Annotated in this window: 17 protein-coding genes; 7 read left to right on the forward strand and 10 right to left on the reverse strand. The window is 32.8% G+C overall.

Annotated elements, in window-relative coordinates:
• Positions 1-250: 250 nt before the first annotated feature.
• On the forward strand, positions 251-688 hold the full coding sequence (locus tag IR010_RS17025; RefSeq protein ID WP_194569414.1) for a hypothetical protein: 438 nt from the start codon (positions 251-253) through the stop codon (positions 686-688).
• A 136-nt stretch (positions 689-824) separates the two neighbouring features.
• Here the strand turns inward: IR010_RS17025 and IR010_RS17030 are convergent, their stop codons facing one another.
• The 6 genes from IR010_RS17030 to ppsA all read right to left on the reverse strand — a co-directional run bounded on the left by IR010_RS17030 (position 825) and on the right by ppsA (position 8393).
• Positions 825-2180 (reverse strand): MBL fold metallo-hydrolase RNA specificity domain-containing protein, encoded by a 1356-nt coding sequence (locus IR010_RS17030; RefSeq protein ID WP_194605564.1) that lies wholly within the window; start codon positions 2178-2180, stop codon positions 825-827.
• A gap of 1 nt (position 2181) precedes the next feature.
• Positions 2182-3012: an ATP cone domain-containing protein gene (locus tag IR010_RS17035; protein WP_194605566.1), complete on the reverse strand. Its 831-nt coding sequence runs from the start codon at positions 3010-3012 to the stop codon at positions 2182-2184.
• Between the two features lie 71 nt (positions 3013-3083).
• Positions 3084-3533: an Hsp20/alpha crystallin family protein gene (locus IR010_RS17040; RefSeq protein ID WP_194569409.1), complete on the reverse strand. Its 450-nt coding sequence runs from the start codon at positions 3531-3533 to the stop codon at positions 3084-3086.
• A 117-nt stretch (positions 3534-3650) separates the two neighbouring features.
• Positions 3651-4700 carry a response regulator gene (locus IR010_RS17045; protein ID WP_194605568.1) on the reverse strand — a complete coding sequence of 350 codons (1050 nt, stop codon included), beginning with the start codon at positions 4698-4700 and terminating at the stop codon, positions 3651-3653.
• Positions 4693-5883, reverse strand: a complete 1191-nt coding sequence (locus IR010_RS17050; protein WP_029272422.1) for a PAS domain-containing sensor histidine kinase — start codon at positions 5881-5883, stop codon at positions 4693-4695. The genes IR010_RS17045 and IR010_RS17050 overlap by 8 nt, the downstream gene beginning before the upstream one ends.
• Before the next feature lie 107 nt (positions 5884-5990).
• On the reverse strand, positions 5991-8393 hold the full coding sequence (gene ppsA, locus IR010_RS17055; protein WP_194605570.1) for a phosphoenolpyruvate synthase: 2403 nt from the start codon (positions 8391-8393) through the stop codon (positions 5991-5993).
• Positions 8394-8657: 264 nt separating this feature from the next.
• On the opposite strand from ppsA, the gene dinD reads away from it, so the two are divergent.
• The 4 genes from dinD (at position 8658) to IR010_RS17075 (ending at position 11128) form a co-directional block, all read left to right on the forward strand.
• Positions 8658-9542, forward strand: coding sequence for a DNA damage-inducible protein D (gene dinD, locus IR010_RS17060; protein WP_194605572.1), 885 nt, complete (start codon positions 8658-8660; stop codon positions 9540-9542).
• A gap of 41 nt (positions 9543-9583) precedes the next feature.
• Positions 9584-10006 carry an MgtC/SapB family protein gene (locus tag IR010_RS17065; protein WP_029272419.1) on the forward strand — a complete coding sequence of 141 codons (423 nt, stop codon included), beginning with the start codon at positions 9584-9586 and terminating at the stop codon, positions 10004-10006.
• Between the two features lie 89 nt (positions 10007-10095).
• A complete protein-coding gene (locus tag IR010_RS17070) occupies positions 10096-10536 on the forward strand; it encodes a hypothetical protein (RefSeq protein WP_194569401.1) in 441 nt (146 codons plus the stop codon).
• Between the two features lie 133 nt (positions 10537-10669).
• The gene (locus IR010_RS17075; RefSeq protein ID WP_194569399.1) at positions 10670-11128 is read left to right on the forward strand and encodes an RNA methyltransferase; all 459 of its coding nucleotides are present in this window, start codon (positions 10670-10672) and stop codon (positions 11126-11128) included.
• 76 nt (positions 11129-11204) lie between these two features.
• On the opposite strand, the gene IR010_RS17080 is transcribed toward IR010_RS17075, so the two are convergent.
• The 3 genes from IR010_RS17080 to mnmE all read right to left on the reverse strand — a co-directional run bounded on the left by IR010_RS17080 (position 11205) and on the right by mnmE (position 14045).
• Positions 11205-11561 (reverse strand): hypothetical protein, encoded by a 357-nt coding sequence (locus tag IR010_RS17080; RefSeq protein WP_029272416.1) that lies wholly within the window; start codon positions 11559-11561, stop codon positions 11205-11207.
• A 265-nt stretch (positions 11562-11826) separates the two neighbouring features.
• The gene (locus IR010_RS17085) at positions 11827-12459 is read right to left on the reverse strand and encodes a nitroreductase family protein (RefSeq protein ID WP_194605573.1); all 633 of its coding nucleotides are present in this window, start codon (positions 12457-12459) and stop codon (positions 11827-11829) included.
• Positions 12460-12644: 185 nt separating this feature from the next.
• The gene (mnmE, locus tag IR010_RS17090; protein ID WP_194569395.1) at positions 12645-14045 is read right to left on the reverse strand and encodes a tRNA uridine-5-carboxymethylaminomethyl(34) synthesis GTPase MnmE; all 1401 of its coding nucleotides are present in this window, start codon (positions 14043-14045) and stop codon (positions 12645-12647) included.
• Between the two features lie 184 nt (positions 14046-14229).
• On the opposite strand from mnmE, the gene IR010_RS17095 reads away from it, so the two are divergent.
• Together IR010_RS17095 and IR010_RS17100 are read left to right on the forward strand one after the other, a co-directional pair.
• Entirely contained in the window at positions 14230-15063 is an 834-nt protein-coding gene (locus IR010_RS17095; protein ID WP_194605575.1) for a universal stress protein, read from the forward strand.
• A 66-nt stretch (positions 15064-15129) separates the two neighbouring features.
• Positions 15130-16902: a MutS-related protein gene (locus IR010_RS17100; protein WP_194569391.1), complete on the forward strand. Its 1773-nt coding sequence runs from the start codon at positions 15130-15132 to the stop codon at positions 16900-16902.
• A gap of 169 nt (positions 16903-17071) precedes the next feature.
• Here the strand turns inward: IR010_RS17100 and IR010_RS17105 are convergent, their stop codons facing one another.
• The gene (locus tag IR010_RS17105) at positions 17072-17701 is read right to left on the reverse strand and encodes a DsbA family protein (protein ID WP_029272411.1); all 630 of its coding nucleotides are present in this window, start codon (positions 17699-17701) and stop codon (positions 17072-17074) included.
• Positions 17702-17888: the final 187 nt, after the last annotated feature.

Below are 17888 nucleotides of genomic sequence, written 5' to 3' on the forward strand. Positions count from 1 at the left end.
TAATTTGTTACAAGTGAATAAAAAAAGTCTTTTAATTTCTTTGATAAAATTCCAATAAAACGTAAAAAAATAAAATGATCTGAATCATGGATAAAAATGATCTTTACTACTTTTTGTTTGCAATATGGTAGCATTATAGTGTGATGAAAATCATTTCTTATAAAATGACAATGAATTAATTTAGTTATTGCTAGAAGCAAAATAAATGACCTGAACAGACAACTTTAGATACTACCTAAAAAAACGTTATATGGAAAATGCAGAAGAATATCAGGTAAATTTAGATTGGCAAGAAAATAAAAAAGCACTATTAACATCGGTGATTTTTAACAACACTATTGAAGTGGCTCCATATTCGTGTTTAAAAAAAATAGATGAAGATGTATGGTCGTCTGAGCATTTGTTTATTGCATCTATAGAAAGTTCTTATATGACGGCATTTTTTAGAGCAGCAAAAAACAAAGGCATTATATTTAAAAGTTTTAAGAGTACGGCACGAGCTTCTATACTTATATCCGATGAATTTTCAGAAATAACAGATATTGTGATTCGCCCAACAGTTATTATTTCAGAGAGTAATCATATTAATAAGATTTTAAAGCTTTTTTCTGTATGCAAGGATCAGGGTTTAGTTTTAAACGCTTTAAAAGTGAGACTGCATATATTTCCATCTGTTTGTGTAGGATAGTTAAATTTTATCACAGCTTTATTGGGAGCTTAGAACTGACCACTTTTTACCAGTTAAAATTTTGTTTTATCTCATAAGGATAAGTAGCTGTTTTATTGTTTTAAGGGAATAAAAGATCAAGAGAAATAAATGATTTCTAAATTTCTATTTCCGTTCCCATAAACGGAACAGTGCATGTAAAACCATATCTATCTTGAATTTTAATTCGAAGTTCCTCTGATGGAAGGTTTTCTCCATGAACCAAATAAATGCACTTTGGATTATTTTTAAGAGCAGAAAGCCAGTTTAGCAAATCTTCTTGATCACCATGCGCAGAGAACCCTTCAATTTGTGTAATTTTAGCTTTTACAGGATAATATTTTCCATAAATTTTAATTTCATCAGCTCCTTCAAGAAGCTTTCTTCCACGAGTACCTTCTGCTTGATAGCCAACAATTATTACTGTGGTTTTTTCTATACTTATATATTGTTGCAAGTACGATAATACACGGCCTCCTGTAACCATACCGCTTGCTGCGATAATTACTTTTGGCTGAGGATCTTCAATAATACGCATGGTTTGATCGAATTCAGAAACGATTCTGAACATTTTGAACATTTCATGACAATCAATAACAGAAAGCTTATGCCATTGCATATTTTCCAAAAAAACATCAAGTACGCTGGCGCCCATAGGAGTGTCAAGGATGTAGGGGACGTTAGGTATTTTTCCTTCTGTTTTAAGTTTCCATAAAAGATACATTATGGATTGCGCTCTCTCGACAGCAAAACCAGGAATAATTACAGTTCCGTTTTTTTCGATAGTACTATTGATATAGGTTTCCAGCTCTTTTTTTACGTCGAGATCAGGATGCAGCCGATTTCCGTAAGTACTTTCTAAAAAAATATAATCTGCCCTTGAAGGTTTTGTTGGCGGAAACATTAATACGTCATCATCTCGCCCAATATCGCCAGAAAAAATCAAAGTTTTCCCCTCAATAGTAAGCGTAATACTGCAGGCACCAATAATATGTCCGGCACTCGAAAAAACGGCAGCAATATCATTTGCCACAACAATTGATAGATTGGGTTGTATCACTTTAAAAAAAGGAAGAACATTTTCTGCCTGAACTACCGTATAAAGAGGTTCTGCTTTTTCATGTTTAGAATAATGTTCTTTGTTGGCTTTATTAGCTTCTTCTTCCTGAATTTTAGCGCTGTCTAAAAGAACAAGCTCAGCCACTGCTTTGGTGGGACTCGTGCAATATATATATCCTTTAAATCCTTGCGCAACCAATCTTGGCAGCCAGCCGCAGTGATCAAGATGACCGTGGGTTAATAAAACATAATCTATAGTAGAGGGTAAAATTGGCAAGGGTTCCCAATTGAGTTCTCTTAGAGCTTTAAGTCCTTGAAAAAGACCGCAGTCAACCAATATTCTGACACCATTGCTTTCGATCAGGGTTTTGGATCCTGTTACAGTTCCTGAACCACCTATGAATTTTATTTTCATCTCAGATAAGTTTACAAATTTGTGAAGCTTCTTTCAATACATTTCGAACCCGGTTTTCGCTAAGGCCAATTTTATGAAGACTATGAGAATCGTTAATAAGATCTTTTACGAGTAATTGATCCAGAATCAGCAATTTTTCCTTTTCTACCATTGATAAGGTAGTGAGACAGGTAATAGGGTAGAGTGCACCTTTATCGATTTTACTTTTGATGTTGTTATCTTTTGGATAATCCCAGCTTAATAGCGATATTCCACTGCAGTTTGCGAAACTTTCCGCATCTTTAGTAAATCGGTTATTGGTCACTATAATGCAGGAATTAATAGTTTCGCTGCTCGAAAAAATACTATGCTGTTTCACCTTAAGGTCATTAAAACGAGATAGAATATACATAGGAACTTTTACATCAGAAGAACCTTCTCTGCTGCTGTGAAATTTACATTCAATCATCGAAATTAGATTCTCTTTTTTCAGCATTACATCTACTTCATGCGAGACACATTTCCCCTGCAGCGTTAAGTTGGTTCTGGTTTTAAAACCGTCGGTAGCATATAGTCGTGCTATAAATTTTTCGAAGAAAAAACCAGCCGGACCAAGCATTTGCAGGGCAGAGCGCAAATTATACCGCGCAGCATGACCATTCGAAGCTTTTTTTAAAATAGCATAAGCCATTTTGTATATCTGTTTGGTTGTTATTCCTTCATAAATCTGGTTTTGTATTTGAGCCAGCGATTCCTGAATTAGGTCAGGTGAAGCACCGGATTTTTGAAGAGATATCTTTAATTTTTCTACATCAAAAGGAACAATATGTCCCGAGTGCTTAATTACTTTCATGGTTGCTTTTCCAGTTTAAAATTATAAAATACCTGCAGAAACAATTCTGCAGGTATTTTATAATTTTACTATTATCCAATTTTAATTTGTTTTACAGGTGTTTTAGGGCTGCTGTTCTTTTTAGGAAGCGTAAGTTTTAAAACTCCATTTTTATAATTCGCATCAATTTTATCAGCTGCTATATTTTCAGGAAGTATAAATGAACGACTGAAAGAAGTATAGCAAAATTCTCTTTTTCTATAATTTTTATCTTCTTCTTTGAATTCTTCTTCTTTTTGTGCACTGATATTTAATACGCCATTATTAACTTCTGCTTTAAAATCCTTGTTTTGGAGTCCCGGCGCGGCCATTTCAATCTCAAAATTATCTGTGTTTTCTATTACATTTACATTCGGAATGAAAGCCCCTTTTTGATTTGCAAAAGCAAAAAATGGAGGAACATCAAGAAAACCATCATTAAAAAAATCTTCAAAAATACTTGGTGAAGAACCATTTTTTTTAGTTGGGATTAATGTTGTCATGATATAATAAATTTAAATTAAACATTTGTTGATTTGTTTAATCAAAATTATGATAGATTAGTGCAAAATAGAATGATATAAATCATGTAACAATATGATAATCATCACATTGTTCGCTTAGTTTTTAATTTTTCCTAATTTATCTAAATTAAGTACACGAATGGTACTAGCTGTTTTCTCAATTAATCCTTCTGCTTTAAAATCACTTAAGGTACGGCTCACTGTTTCTGGAGAAGTTCCAGAAAATGCCGCAAGGTCATCTCTGCTGAACTTGATACTGGAATCATCTGCACCGTGCTGTAACAGTAAATGAACGATACCTTGAGCAATTCTTTTTCGCACTGACATATAAGCAATTTGCAGGAGACGAGCCTCTTTTTCTCTCATATCGTTAGCGAGAATTTTAATAAATTTTGTACCTACATCAGGATAAAGAAACAGAAGTTTGTCGAGTTGTTGGGTTGGCAGAAAACTTAAAACAGTTTCTTCTAAAGCGATTGTAGTGTCATTGTAAGTATCGTTAGAAAATAAAATGCTGATATCGAGGTAATCATTTTCTTTATATACACCCGTAATAAGCTCACGCCCATCTTCTGTAAGTTTTACGGTTTTTACTTTTCCACTAATGATGTAATAAATGCCTGTTACATGATCTCCTTCATAATGAATGTATTGATTTTTTTTATACTGTCTGGTGTTGCGGTCCAGCATGATTTCCTTCAGTTTAAGAAGTCCATCTTCTTTAGAAATAAGAGTGTTCAGGTTTTCAGCAGTCTGTCCGTAAAACAGTTGTTGCAGTTCTCTTTTTTTTAATCTGGCTTCAATGGCTCTCAAAAGTTCTAAGTCGTCAAAAGGTTTAGTTAGATAATCATCAACACCTAATTCCATGCCTTTTCTTACATCCACTCTTTCTGCTTTTGCGGTTAAAAATATTATAGGTGTTGCCTGTGTCTCTGGATTTTTATGAAGAATGTGTAATACGCCATAACCGTCAAGTTCAGGCATCATAATATCGCACAGCACAATATCTGGTTTCATTTTAAGCGCTATTTCTACTCCAGTTTTTCCATTATCTGCTTCAAAAACTTCATATCCTGAGAGTTCAAGTATTTCAACAACATTTTCTCTGATATTGTCATTGTCTTCAATAATAAGTATTTTAGTCATAACGTGGTAATTCAATAGTAAATAAAGTTCCTTTATCAACAGCACTTTTAAAAGATATAGTGCCCTTCATGAGCGATACATAACGCGAAACAATATGCAGCCCTAGACCAGTTCCTGGAATATTACCTGTATTGTGAGCCCTGAAAAAAGCTTCGAATAAATGCTCATGATCTTCCTCAGGAATTCCTATACCATTGTCTTTTACGTTAATCGTTATTATATTATTGTTCATTGAAGTCCAAAGCTCAATTTCCGTTTCTTCTCCCGAATACTTTATAGCGTTAGACACAAGATTAATAATACAATTTTTGAGAAGATTTTTATCTAATTTTACCAAAGTAACATCCGTATTCTGTTTGCTAATTATTTTCTGCTTTTTTTTAGTGAGAAGTTTGAGCTCTCCAATAATTTCCTTTATAAAATCCTGAAGATTAAAACAGGATATCTGCAGTGTAATTTTATTCGATTCAGCTTTTTCAAGAAGCAGAAAATCATCGAGTATTCCGGTTAAATTTGCTATTGCACTTTTTATTTTAAGGATATGTGCTTGAATTTTTGAATTATTTCCATTTTCTGCATAACGGTGAATTAAAGAAGAAGAAAGTTGAATTGTACTGAGCGGAGTGCGAAATTCATGCGAAGCCATAGATAAAAGCCGGCTTTTAATTTTATTAAGCTCCTTTTCTTTTTCTAATGTACTGCTGACTTCTTCTTGTGTTTGGGTTAATGCCTCAATTGTTTCATTTAGAGTGTGAGTACGATCTTTTACTAATTCCTCTAAATGCTGTGTATATTGCATTAATCTGCTTTCTGCTTCCTTTTGATGGCTCATGTCATGAATAAAACCTGCAAAAATTCTTTCTCCTTCAAATTTAACTTCGCTGACTCCAAGTCTAAAGGGAAAAATATTGCCATCTTTTTTTCGTCCAAGAACATCTCTGTCATGACCTATAATATGCGGAATTCCGGAGGATTTATAATTTTCTAAGTAAGAATCATGTTTTTCTCTATCAGGAGAAGGCATCAAGAATGCAATATTTTTTCCAATGATTTCTTCGGGAGTATACAAAAAAAGCCTGCATGCCGAGGGGTTTATCGACTCTATAATTCCTTTTTCGCTAATCGTTATGATCCCATCTATAGCATTTTCAATAATTGCATTTAGAAGTGCCTGATTTTTCATATAACAAATCGATATTGGTATTGCCAAATGTAATAATAAATATTTATAAAAATTTTGGTAATCAGTAGTTTATAATAGTAGATATTATTTCAAAAATAATTACAGCGCTAAATAATACAATCTTTTTCTTGACAAGATTTATGTAATGCTTGATTAATATTATTAATACCACTTATCACAGAATCAGCATTAAATGAGATACTGGTGATTCCTGCTTTTACCAAAAAAAATGTAAATTCTGCTGAGTCACTCGGTGCTTGTCCACACAAGCCTATTTTTTTATTCATTTTATTTGCTGTTTGTATCATTTGACGAATTAGTGTTTTCGAAGCTTTATTTTGCTCATCAAAAAGATCAGCTATTAATTCGGAGTCTCTATCTATACCTAAAGTCAGTTGTGTTAGGTCATTAGATCCTATAGAAAAACCATCAAAAATTTGAGCAAATTCTTCTGCAAGTAACACATTAGATGGTATTTCAGACATGACATATATTTCTAGTCCGTTTTCGTGCTGTTTTAAACCGTATTCTGCCATAAGTGCAATAACTCTTTTTCCTTCTTCAGGAGTACGGCAAAACGGAATCATGAGTTTTACATTGGTGAGTCCCATTTCATCACGAACTACTTTCATAGCCTGGCATTCGAGCTTAAATCCCTCACGATATTTTTCATGATAATAACGAGAAGCACCGCGAAAGCCTAACATTGGATTTTCTTCCTGTGGTTCAAAAAACGTACCGCCAAGAAGTCCTGAATATTCATTACTCTTAAAATCGCTCATTCTTACTATAACTTCTTTTGGATAAAAAGCTGCAGCTATTGTGGCAACACCCTGCGATAGTTTTTCGATGAGATAATCTTCTTTAGTATTATAATTTTCCGTGAGTTTATTAATTGCTAGGCTTTGAGTTGGATCAGTAACTTTTTCGGGATGAATGAGTGCCATTGGATGTGTTTTTACATTATGAGTTATAATAAATTCAATACGAAGCAATCCCACACCATCATTAGGATAAAAAGAAAGCTCAAAAGCTTTTTCCGGCTCAGAAACAATAAGCTGGACTTTTGGTTTTTCTGGCAGTTTAATTTTATCAAGGGCGGTGGTTGTTTGAATGTATTTCAATTTATCTTTATATACATATCCTGTTTTTCCTTCGGCACAGCTTATTGTAATTAAATCACCATCTTTGATTAACTCGGTAGCATTTTCTGTTCCTACTATAGCGGGAGTTCCAAGCTCACGAGCGACTATCGAAGCGTGACTTGTTCTTCCTCCTTTATTAGTGATAATTCCGGCCACTTTTTTAAGGATAGGATCCCAGTCTGGACTAGTAAAATTGGTAATAAGGATATCTCCCTTATGCAATTCTAAAGCTTCTTCAGGAGAAAACAATATTCTGGCACAACCGCTGGTTATAGCAGTGCCTATAGCTTCTCCCGTTATAATGACTGATCCTTTTTTCTCTAATTTATAAGAATTGATTGATAAGGTCTTTATCTGTGAATGGACAGTTTCTGGTCGGGCCTGAATGATATAAAGCTCACCATTTAAACCGTCTTTTGCCCACTCAAAATCCATTGGCTTTTTATAATGATTTTCTATAACTAGCGCCCATCTGGCCAGTTTTTCAATTTCATAATCGTCAAGAACAAATTGATTGCACCATTTCCGTGGCGTTACTTTTAGAACAGTTGAATTTATTCCGGCTGAATTTTCATTGTAAATAAGCATCTTAGTTTTTGTACCAAGGTTTTTTTGTAATATGGCTCTTTTATTATTTTTAATAGAAGTCTTAAACACAAGAAACTCATCGGGTGTTACAGTTCCCTGAACAATTGTTTCGCCCAAACCCCAAGTACCCGCAATATGAATCAAATCACGAAATCCAGACTCGGGTTCAAGCGTAAATCCTATTCCTGAACAAGCCAAATCTGAACGAACCATTTGCTGAATTCCTACCGAAAGAAATACTTTGTCATGATCAAAACCTTTATCCTGTCTGTATTTAATGGCTCTATCTGTATAAAGTGATGCAAAACAGCATTTAACCGCATATATAAGTGGCATAGTTCCTTTTATGTTTAAAAACGAATCATGCTGTCCTGCAAAACTTGCATTAGCAAGATCTTCTGCTGTCGCACTGCTTCTTACTGCAACCGCAAGTTCATTGCCTTCAGATAAGCTGTTGTAAGCAGATGAAATAGCAGTTTGTAAATCCAGCGGAAACTTTGCATCTAGTAATAATTTTCGGGCTTTTAAACCAATTTCACTCAAGTTCGTGAACTCTGTCTTGTCCAAAATTTTCATTAGTTCGTCTAGTTGTGCACTTAGATTATTATAAATAATAAAATCTTTATAAGCAGTTGTAGTAATGGCAAAACCATTTGGAATCCTAATTCCTTGCGGAATAAGATTGTTGTACATTTCTCCCAAAGAAGCATTTTTACCTCCTACTTTATTAACATCATTAATCTCAATTTGATTAAATTTTAAAATATACTTTTCCATTTTCATTGCTTTTAAAATCTTGTTTTACGGCTCTAATTTTTATAATAAAGATAAATTCAAACGCAATTATTAGAAAATGACGGCAATCATGCAATGATTTTTTTTTTAGTTTCTGACTTTATAATATGTGATGCAGATCATTTTACAGAATTAAATAATAATTGACATTTGTCACATCATATTAGATAAATACAAGGAATTTGTATATAATTGATTTGTGACGAGATCAATTTTAGCAATTTCATAATTGAAAAAATCTGTAGCATGAAAACAAGGAAATCACAAGCAAAAAAGAGATCTGTTTTTGAAAAACTCCGAAAAACAGATAGGGCAGGTCATGAATATTGGAGTGCTAAAGAGCTTTCAAAATTGCTGGATTATTCTAAATACAGTTTGTTTTTGAAAGTATTAGACAAAGCAAAAGCGGCTTGTATCAATGCTAGTCAAGATACGTTTATACATTTTAAAGATGTCAATCCAATAAAATCAGTCGGGGATGACTTGCAAAGGAATAATGGAGAGGTAAAATTATCACGTTACGGCTGTTATCTCGCAATTCAAAATGCAGATCCAAATTTTAAGCCCGTTGCACTGGCGCAGGCCTATTTTGCATCACAAACTCGTTTGCAGGAACTAAAGCAACAACAGCAGCGTAAAAATTTAAAAATTATAAAAGAAAGAAGGTATTTTCTTCGCGAGGAACTGGCTAAAAGAAATCTTCAACTGGCCGGCGCAGCGCGCAAAGCAGGTATTACAACCCCGAGTGATTATGCATTTTTTCAGAACCATGGTTATAGAGGGCTTTACGGAGGACTAGATGTAAAAGCAATCCGTGAGACAAGACATCTTGATCCTGATGAAAACATTTTGGATCATATGGATATTACTGAGCTGTCAGTCAATTTATCTCGTGTTACGCAAACTGCCGAGAAACTAAACCGTGATCAGATACATGATATTGTTGATGCCAATAGTATTCATTATGTTGTGGGATTAAAAGTTCGTAAAGCTCTCGAAGGCACAGGAAATACTTTGCCAGAGAATATGCCAGTATTAGAAAATATAACGCTAAAGAAGCAAAAAGATAAAGAATTGACTTCGCAAAAAAAAAGCAAAAAAGAGTTTACAGTAAATTCGATTAGTAAATAAACTTAGAAGGCAAATGTTTAACCCTTAAAAAATAAATAATTTTGACTATAATAGAATTTTCATTACGATTGGTAGTGGCTTTAATCGCAGGATTAATTATTGGTTTTGAGCGACAATGGCATCACAAAGAAACGGGTCTTACAACAAATATGCTTGTCGCTACAGGAGCAGCAGCTTTTGTGTTATTATCTATAAAGGTTTCAGCAACAGCAACAAATATTGATGTCACCAGAATTACTGCTCAAGTTGTTATGGGTGTTGGTTTTCTAGGAGCGGGAGTTATTTTTAGAGAAGGACCAAATGTACATGGACTTAACTCTGCAGCTACAATATGGTGCAGTGCAGCTATTGGCTGTATTACTGCGTCAGGTTATTTTATAGAGGCTTTATTGTGTACACTTTTAGTTACCATTGTAAATACTGTTCTAGAACCATTAGATCAATGGCTGCGAAACAGGAAATAGTGACATCAGCAATTTTCTTTTTTAAAAGCAGATACGTTCTGCAATCAGCTTAAATAATAACCGCAGGAAGAATTAAATAAAGTAATTATATGAAAACAAAGTTCTATGTATTGGCTGTAATTGTGGTACTGTTTTATTGCTGTCAAAAAAAGGATTGGACAGGTTCAGATGAAAATGGTATTCAGACAGATTCAGTTGAAATCTCTGGAGTCAATAATGAGATGCTTAAAAAATGGTTCTCATTGAATAGGGAATCAGATAGTATTATGAATGCAGCAGAACTTATTATTCATCAACAGAGAGAAGAATTAGAATCCCATCCACAGGATGAACGAGAGTACATTAATACACATATCAATGAAGCGGAAGAGCATCTTGAGAAAATGAAAAAAAAACTACGATATATTAAGAAATTTGCTTCTAATATTGAAAGTTATGATCCCGCCTTGCAGCCTAAAATTGACTCATTAAAAGAAGACTATATTAACGAGGAATTGAAGCTTAAGGACGCATTAAAACAGTTATGGTAGTTTGAATTTTTTTGAATTTCTATCTTATAAAATAGTATAAATTCAAAAAGCAATATAGAATAGGCAATGAATTTACTCCGTTTCAGCTCAATAAAAATTGACTTATGTGCTTACAGTTTGTATTTTTGCTCTTATGAATGATAATTTTATAAATGAATATTTCGGGATAGGAATACAAAATGGCAAAACTCCTGAAAATTTGGGTGTATTGTGGCGATCGGCTCAAAACTTAGGTGCTACTTTTATATTTACCATAGGTAATCGATATGCCAAACAAGCCTGTGATACTCACGATGCTGTAAAAGCAATTCCTTATTTTCATTATGATACTTTTGAAGCTTTTTTTGAAAACTTACCGAAAGGAGCACGATTGGTTGGGGTTGAATTAGATGAAAAAGCTTCTGATTTAGAAACCTTTGAACATCCAAGACGTTGTGTTTATTTATTAGGTGCAGAAGATCATGGCTTATCCAAAAAAGTAATGGATAAATGCCACCACTTAGTAAAATTCAAATCTGCAAAAAGTTTAAATGTAGCTGTGGCAGGAACTATAATTATGTATGACAGAAACTTGGCTAAACCACGTTCTTAAAACAAAATTTACTAGTAATTATTTTCAATAAAAAAAGAGGTGATTTATTTTTCAACGCATTTTTAGATTTTTATAATTAGTTTAGATTTTTACTTTTAATTCTTAAACAGCGCTCCGTTCCTAAAAAAAGCGGATTTCCGTGTTTTTCAGACCAAAAACCTTCTAGTACATCTTTAGTTATGCATTTATAAACTGCAACTCCTTTATAGGTTTTATTTTCATCTCCTTTATAACTAAAATTAATGACTAAAATATTGTCTTTAAAGAAACCGTAACCCTTTTGTTGTTGAGTATTATTGATTAACCATTGCGCAATAATTCGATTATTTTCATCAAGAGATAAACTTAAAATACCTTTGTAAGTTATTTGGTCGCTCTCATCTTGATTACTTCCCGAAATAGAATAATCACCAATTAAATGTTGTACAGTCATTGCTTATTGAGGCAGAAATTTCAATCTCGTTTTAATATTTTTAAACATTGGACAGAACATCTCCAATAATTTTATGCAAAAGTAATAATTTCCAGATAATAGTAGCAGCAATTTAGTGGCTGTAGAATTGTTTTAACTATGACAATTGTTCAGATCGTTATATTCAAATATTACTTCATTCCATTTTATTCCATAATAAAAACTCTGAGCTGAAATTTTATATTCCGCTCAGAATTTCCATTGTAACTAGAGTATATTAAGTCTGTTACTTAATTTCTGTGATAAAAGTTTCTTTAGGCGTTCTAACTTTTTTCATATTTACAAGCCAGTCATTTGCCTCATCTCTATAGCCAAGAGGCAATAAAACAGCACTTTTCAATCCTTTCTCTTTTAATTCTAAAAGCTTATCTAATTCCGCTGGAGTAAAACCTTCCATTGGTGTTGCATCTACTTTTTGCTCTGCAGCGGCTGCTAATGCAGTTCCTAACGCAATATATGCCTGACGTGCTGCATGATTAGCATGCCATTCCTGCGGAAGAGGCTCATACATACCCCAAAGCGTTTTTTTATAATCATCCATTGTATTTGCAGGAAGCCCTCTTTCGGCAAGTATTCTTGCAAAAACTTTTTCGATTCTCTCCAGAGAATAACCATCCCAGGCAGCGAAAACCAAGAGGTGAGAGCAGTCTGTGATTTGGCTTTGGTTCCATGCCAAAACTTTAATTTTTTCCAAAAGTTCAGGATTTGTGATTACAAATATTTCGTATGGCTGCAATCCAGAAGAAGACGCAGTTAGTCTTGTTGCTTCTAATATGTAGTCTAATTTTTCTTGAGGAACTACATTTCCATTCATTTTTTTAGTAGCATAGCGCCACTTCAGATCTTCTATTAAACTCATTTTTCAGTTTTTTATGTTATATCTGTAAATTTATAAAATGGTATGCTTTAACTATCTTTTAAAATCAAAAATAATTGTTAAGAAAATGGATTAGTAAACTGACCCTACAGAAATAGCAGATCCTTGTATTTGAATCGAAGTGATATAAAATCGTTTCTTGTTTATTTTGCTATCTTTTGTTAGCTTTATTTCCCAATACAAAAATTAGCAAAAATATTCCCCAGCAATTCATCATTAGAAACTTGCCCAGTAATGAGTCCAAATTGATATAAAGCTTCGCGAATATCAAGTGCAATCAAATCACTTGAAAGATTCGTTTCAAGACCAAATTTTACTTTCTGAATTTCATCTAATGCTTTCAATAAAGAATCATAATGTCTTGTATTAGTTACAATTGTTTCGTTATTGCGTAAAGCTCCAGTATTTACAAATGAAAGTAATTTATCTTTCAATTCTTCAATTCCAATATTTGCTTTGGCAGAAATTTTTAAAAGTGTTAAATCTAAAGTTTGAAGCTTCTCGTTGATTTTTTCAATTTCGATTTCGCTTAATAAATCGACTTTGTTTATTACGACTAATATAGGTTTTAGCGGATATTTATTTTTAACCTTTTCAATTTCTACAATGTATTCAGAACCTGAAGTTTGAAACTTGAAGCCATCAAACAAAAAGATAACGACTTGTGCCTGATCTATTTTTTCAAATGTTTTTTTGATTCCAATGCTTTCTACAACATCTTTTGTTTCACGAATTCCTGCAGTATCAATAAATCTAAAGCCAATGCCGCCAATTACAAGTTCATCTTCAATTGTATCGCGCGTTGTTCCGGCAATGTCAGAAACAATCGCTCTTTCTTCATTCAATAAAGCATTCAGCAAAGTTGATTTTCCGACATTTGGTTCGCCTACAATGGCAACGGGAATTCCGTTTTTAATTACATTTCCAACTGCAAATGAGTCAATTAAACGTTTTAAAACAAATTCAATTCGGTTTAATAATTCATGAAACTGAGTTCGGTCTGCAAATTCTACATCTTCTTCAGCAAAATCTAATTCCAATTCAATTAGAGAAGCAAAATTCAAAAGTTCTTCACGAAGTTTGGCAATTTCGTTACTAAAACCGCCTCGCATTTGCTGCATTGCAATTTGGTGCGAAGCTTCATTGTCTGATGAAATTAGATCGGCAACCGCTTCTGCCTGTGATAAATCAAGTTTTCCGTTTAAGAATGCTCTTAAGGTAAATTCTCCTGCATCTGCCATTCTGCAGCCTTTTCTCAATAATAACTGAATAATTTGCTGTTGAATATAAGTAGAGCCGTGGCATGAAATTTCGATTGTATTTTCGCCCGTATACGAGTTTGGTCCTTTAAAAACAGAAACTAATACTTCATCAAGTGTTTTTGAACCATCTACAATATGTCCTAAATGCAGAGTGTGGGTTTTTTGCTGCGTTAGGTCTTTGTTTTTGATGGATTTAAAAACTGAGTTTCCGATCGAAATTGCATCAGAACCCGAAATACGAATGATAGCAATAGCTCCAGCTCCTGATGGAGTAGCTAATGCAACTATAGAATCTTGATTTATCATAGTACAAAGGTATAAAAAAAGCCATAAAGTTTTGAGATTGAAGTAAAGCTGAAAATGGAATTTATCAATTCAAATGATTCAAATTTTAATAAATTGTTAAGTGTTAAATTACTGATAATTATCAGGTTGTTTTGTTTTTAGAATGCCTAAATTTGAGAGAAGATACCTTAAAATACTAAACAAAATGAAAAAGATATTATTTCCAACAGATTTTTCTGAAGCAGCAACAAATGCATTTGTACATGCTTTAGAGTTTGCTAAAATTGTCAACGCTGAACTTATTTTACTGCATACTTTTGAAATTCCAGTTTACGACAGTCAGTTTTTTCCAGAAAACTATGCGTCGATTTACAGCTCGATAGAACTGGCAAAGTTTGAGATGTTTAAAGATGAAATTCCGAAATTGAGAACTATTGCAATTGAACGAAAATTGGAAGATATTGTAATTAAGCATCGATTGATGGATGGCGATTTAATTTATAATTTGAAAAATGCTATTGAAGAAGATAAAATAGATTTTGTAATTATGGGAACCACAGGTGTTTCTGACTGGACCAAATTCTTTATCGGATCAAATACAAATTCGGTAATTTCGGGTGTTAAAGTTCCTGTTTTGTGTATTCCGGTTACAGCAAAATTCAAAAAAATAAAACTTATAGGATTTACTACCCGTTATCGTGAAAAAGATAAACAAGAACTTCGAAAAGTACTTGAAATTGCCAAAAAAACGAATGCTAAAGTAAAAAGTTTATATGTTAGAACTTCAAATTCAGATGTTTCAGATGTTACGATTAAAGAATGGGAACATGAATTTGCAAATGAAAATGTTGAGTTTTTAGTCTTGCCAAGTGACGAAGTCAAAGAAACTATTCTAGATTTTATTCTTTATAAGGATATCGATATTTTAACCACGATTACACACAAAAAATCATTCTTTGAAAGTATTTTCGAATCCAGCTTTAGTCAAAAAATCACTAAAGAAGTTTCAGTGCCAGTTTTAATAATGCACGAAAGCTAAATTTGAAGATTTTAATATCGAAATTATAATGCAAAACCTATATTTGTAGTTCATCAAATTAATAAAATGGATTCATATCAAAATAAAGTCGAGCATTATTCTGAACTTTTTAATACAATCAATAAAAGATACAACAGTATAAGTATATTGCGCTTATTAAGTGTTTTTATTTGTCTTTTTATGTTGTTTTATTACATCAAGACTAATGATATGCTTTACGCAGCTTTTGCTTTTTTATCTTTTGTTGGTTTTATTTTTTTGATGCGAATTCATTCTAAATTATCCTTTCAAAAGGAAATTACGGCTGCAACTTTAAAAATTAATAAAAATGAAATCGCGTATTTAAATAGAGAAAAAATTCCTTTTGAAAACGGAATTGAATTCAACGATTTTCATCATCCATACGCTTACGATTTAGATATTTTTGGAGAACATTCTTTATTCCAAAATTTAAATCGGACTGCCACTTATGTAGGAAAAAAAACACTCGCAAATCAATTATTGAATCTTTTTTCAAATAAAGTAATTTTAGAAAATCAAAAAGCAATAAATGAACTTCAAACTAAGATCGATTGGCGTCAAGAATTCTTGGCATTGGCAACTGTCAGTCATGACAGTAAAAGCGCTTATGATTCGTTAATTAATTGGAATTCATTTAAAAATAATACTTTACCTAAAGTGTTAATTGCACTTTCATTTATAGTTCCCGCTTTATTTTTTGGAGTTTTAATTGCTTATTTTATTACCTCAAAAACGATATTATTATCTTATCTGACTTATATTTTTATTGGAAACATGATGATTATGGGGCGATCATTTAAACGCATTCAGTCAGAAATAGCAAAAGCTGATAATATTGACAAAATCATAAAACAATACAGTTTACTAGTTCAGAAAATCGAATCTGAAACTTTTCAATCTAAAAAATTAATTGATTTACAACAACAGCTTGTTTTTAAAAATGCAAAAGCAAGTGAACATTTAAAACAGCTTTCAGAATTATTTTCGAGAATGGATACGATTAATAATTTTGTTACAGCCATTGTTTTTAACGGAACCTTTTTATATAATCTGCATGTTTTGAAAGCACTTTTAAAATGGAAAGAAAGTCATTCTGAACAACTAGAAAAATGGATTGCTATCATTGGTGAATTTGAAGCTTTAAATAGTTTGGCAAATTTAGCCTACAATAATCCAGATTTTGTTTTTCCGGAAATCAATTCTGAACATAAAATTGGATTTGAAAATTTGAGTCATCCATTATTAAATCCGGCAACTAGAGTAGGGAATGATACGCATTTTTATCCGGAATCATTTATGATTTTAACAGGTTCTAATATGTCTGGAAAAAGTACTTTTTTGAGAAGTTTGGGAATAAATATGGTTTTAGGCGGAATAGGTTCAGTTGTTTGTGCTTCAAACGCTAACATTCATCCACTTCCTGTTTTAGTTTCAATGCGATTGTCCGATTCTTTGGCAGACAGTGAATCTTACTTTTTTGCAGAAATTAAACGTTTAAAACAAATTATGGACGCATTAGAAGATCGACCAGCTTTTGTTTTATTAGATGAAATTTTAAGAGGAACCAATTCTGATGACAAACGCAACGGAACTATCGAAGTAGTAAAAAAGATAATCGCTAAAAATGCAATTGGTGCTATCGCAACTCACGACATCGAAGTTTGTTTAACAACAAACGAATATCCAGATATTTTAACGAATCAGTGCTTTGAAGTTGAAATTAAAAATAACGATTTACATTTCGATTATAAACTAAGAAACGGAATCTGCAAAAATAAAAGCGCTACTTTCTTGATGCAGAAAATGGGAGTTATTTAGGATTTTAGAGTTGAGAGTTGAGATTTTGATCTAGTGGGATTAACCGCAAAGCACGCAAAAATTCTTATTCGCACGTTTGATAAAATCAAAAAGTTCGCAAAGCTTTATCTAAACTTCTAGAACTTTGCATAAATCTTTGCGTGCTCTGCGGTTAATCTAAAATCTAAAATTATTTAAGCACTTCCTTAATAGTATTCACAAAAGCTTCGACTGGCTGAGCGCCGGAAACAGCGTATTTTCGATCAAAAACAAAAAACGGAACACCTTGTACGCCAATTTCCTGGGCTTCGGTAATATCAGCTTTGACTTCTTTTAAAAATAAGTTTTCATCTTTTAGAACTTCTAAAACGTGATTCTGATCTAAACCAGCTTTTACAGCCAATTCTATTAAGGTTGGGCCATCATTTAAATCTCGTCCTTCTGTAAAATAAGCTTTAAAGAAAATCTCTTCCATTTCATCGCCTAATTTTTTACTTTTAGCCAATTGTATAATTCGATGAGATGTTAACGAATTTGAGATAATTGCTTTGTCAAAGTGATAATCTAAACCAACGCTTTTTGCGCGGTCTACGACACCTTTATGCATTTCTTTAGATTGTTCAACTGAAATTCCTTTTCGTTCAGCTAAAAACGTATAAACATCTTTTCCTGATTGAGGCGTAATGGTTGGATCAAGCTGAAAACTTTTCCACTCAATTTCAATTTCATCATTAGGAAACTGTTCCAAAGCCGTTTCCAATTGTCTTTTTCCGATATAACAAAACGGACACATGATGTCCGACCAAATTTCTATTTTCATACTACAAAGTTAAAGAAAAAATGTTTCAGGTTTCAATTCAACCGCAAAGTACGCAAAGGTCTACGCAAGGTTCGCTAAGTTCTTACATAAAGCTTTGCGCTCTTCAAGTTTGTGAATATAATCTGAGCACAAAAAACTTTGTGTGCTTTGCGGTAAAAATCAGCACAAACTATAATTGCATTTCAAC

It is taken from the genome of Flavobacterium sp. MR2016-29, from assembly GCF_015350695.1.
Lineage (GTDB): Bacteria > Bacteroidota > Bacteroidia > Flavobacteriales > Flavobacteriaceae > Flavobacterium.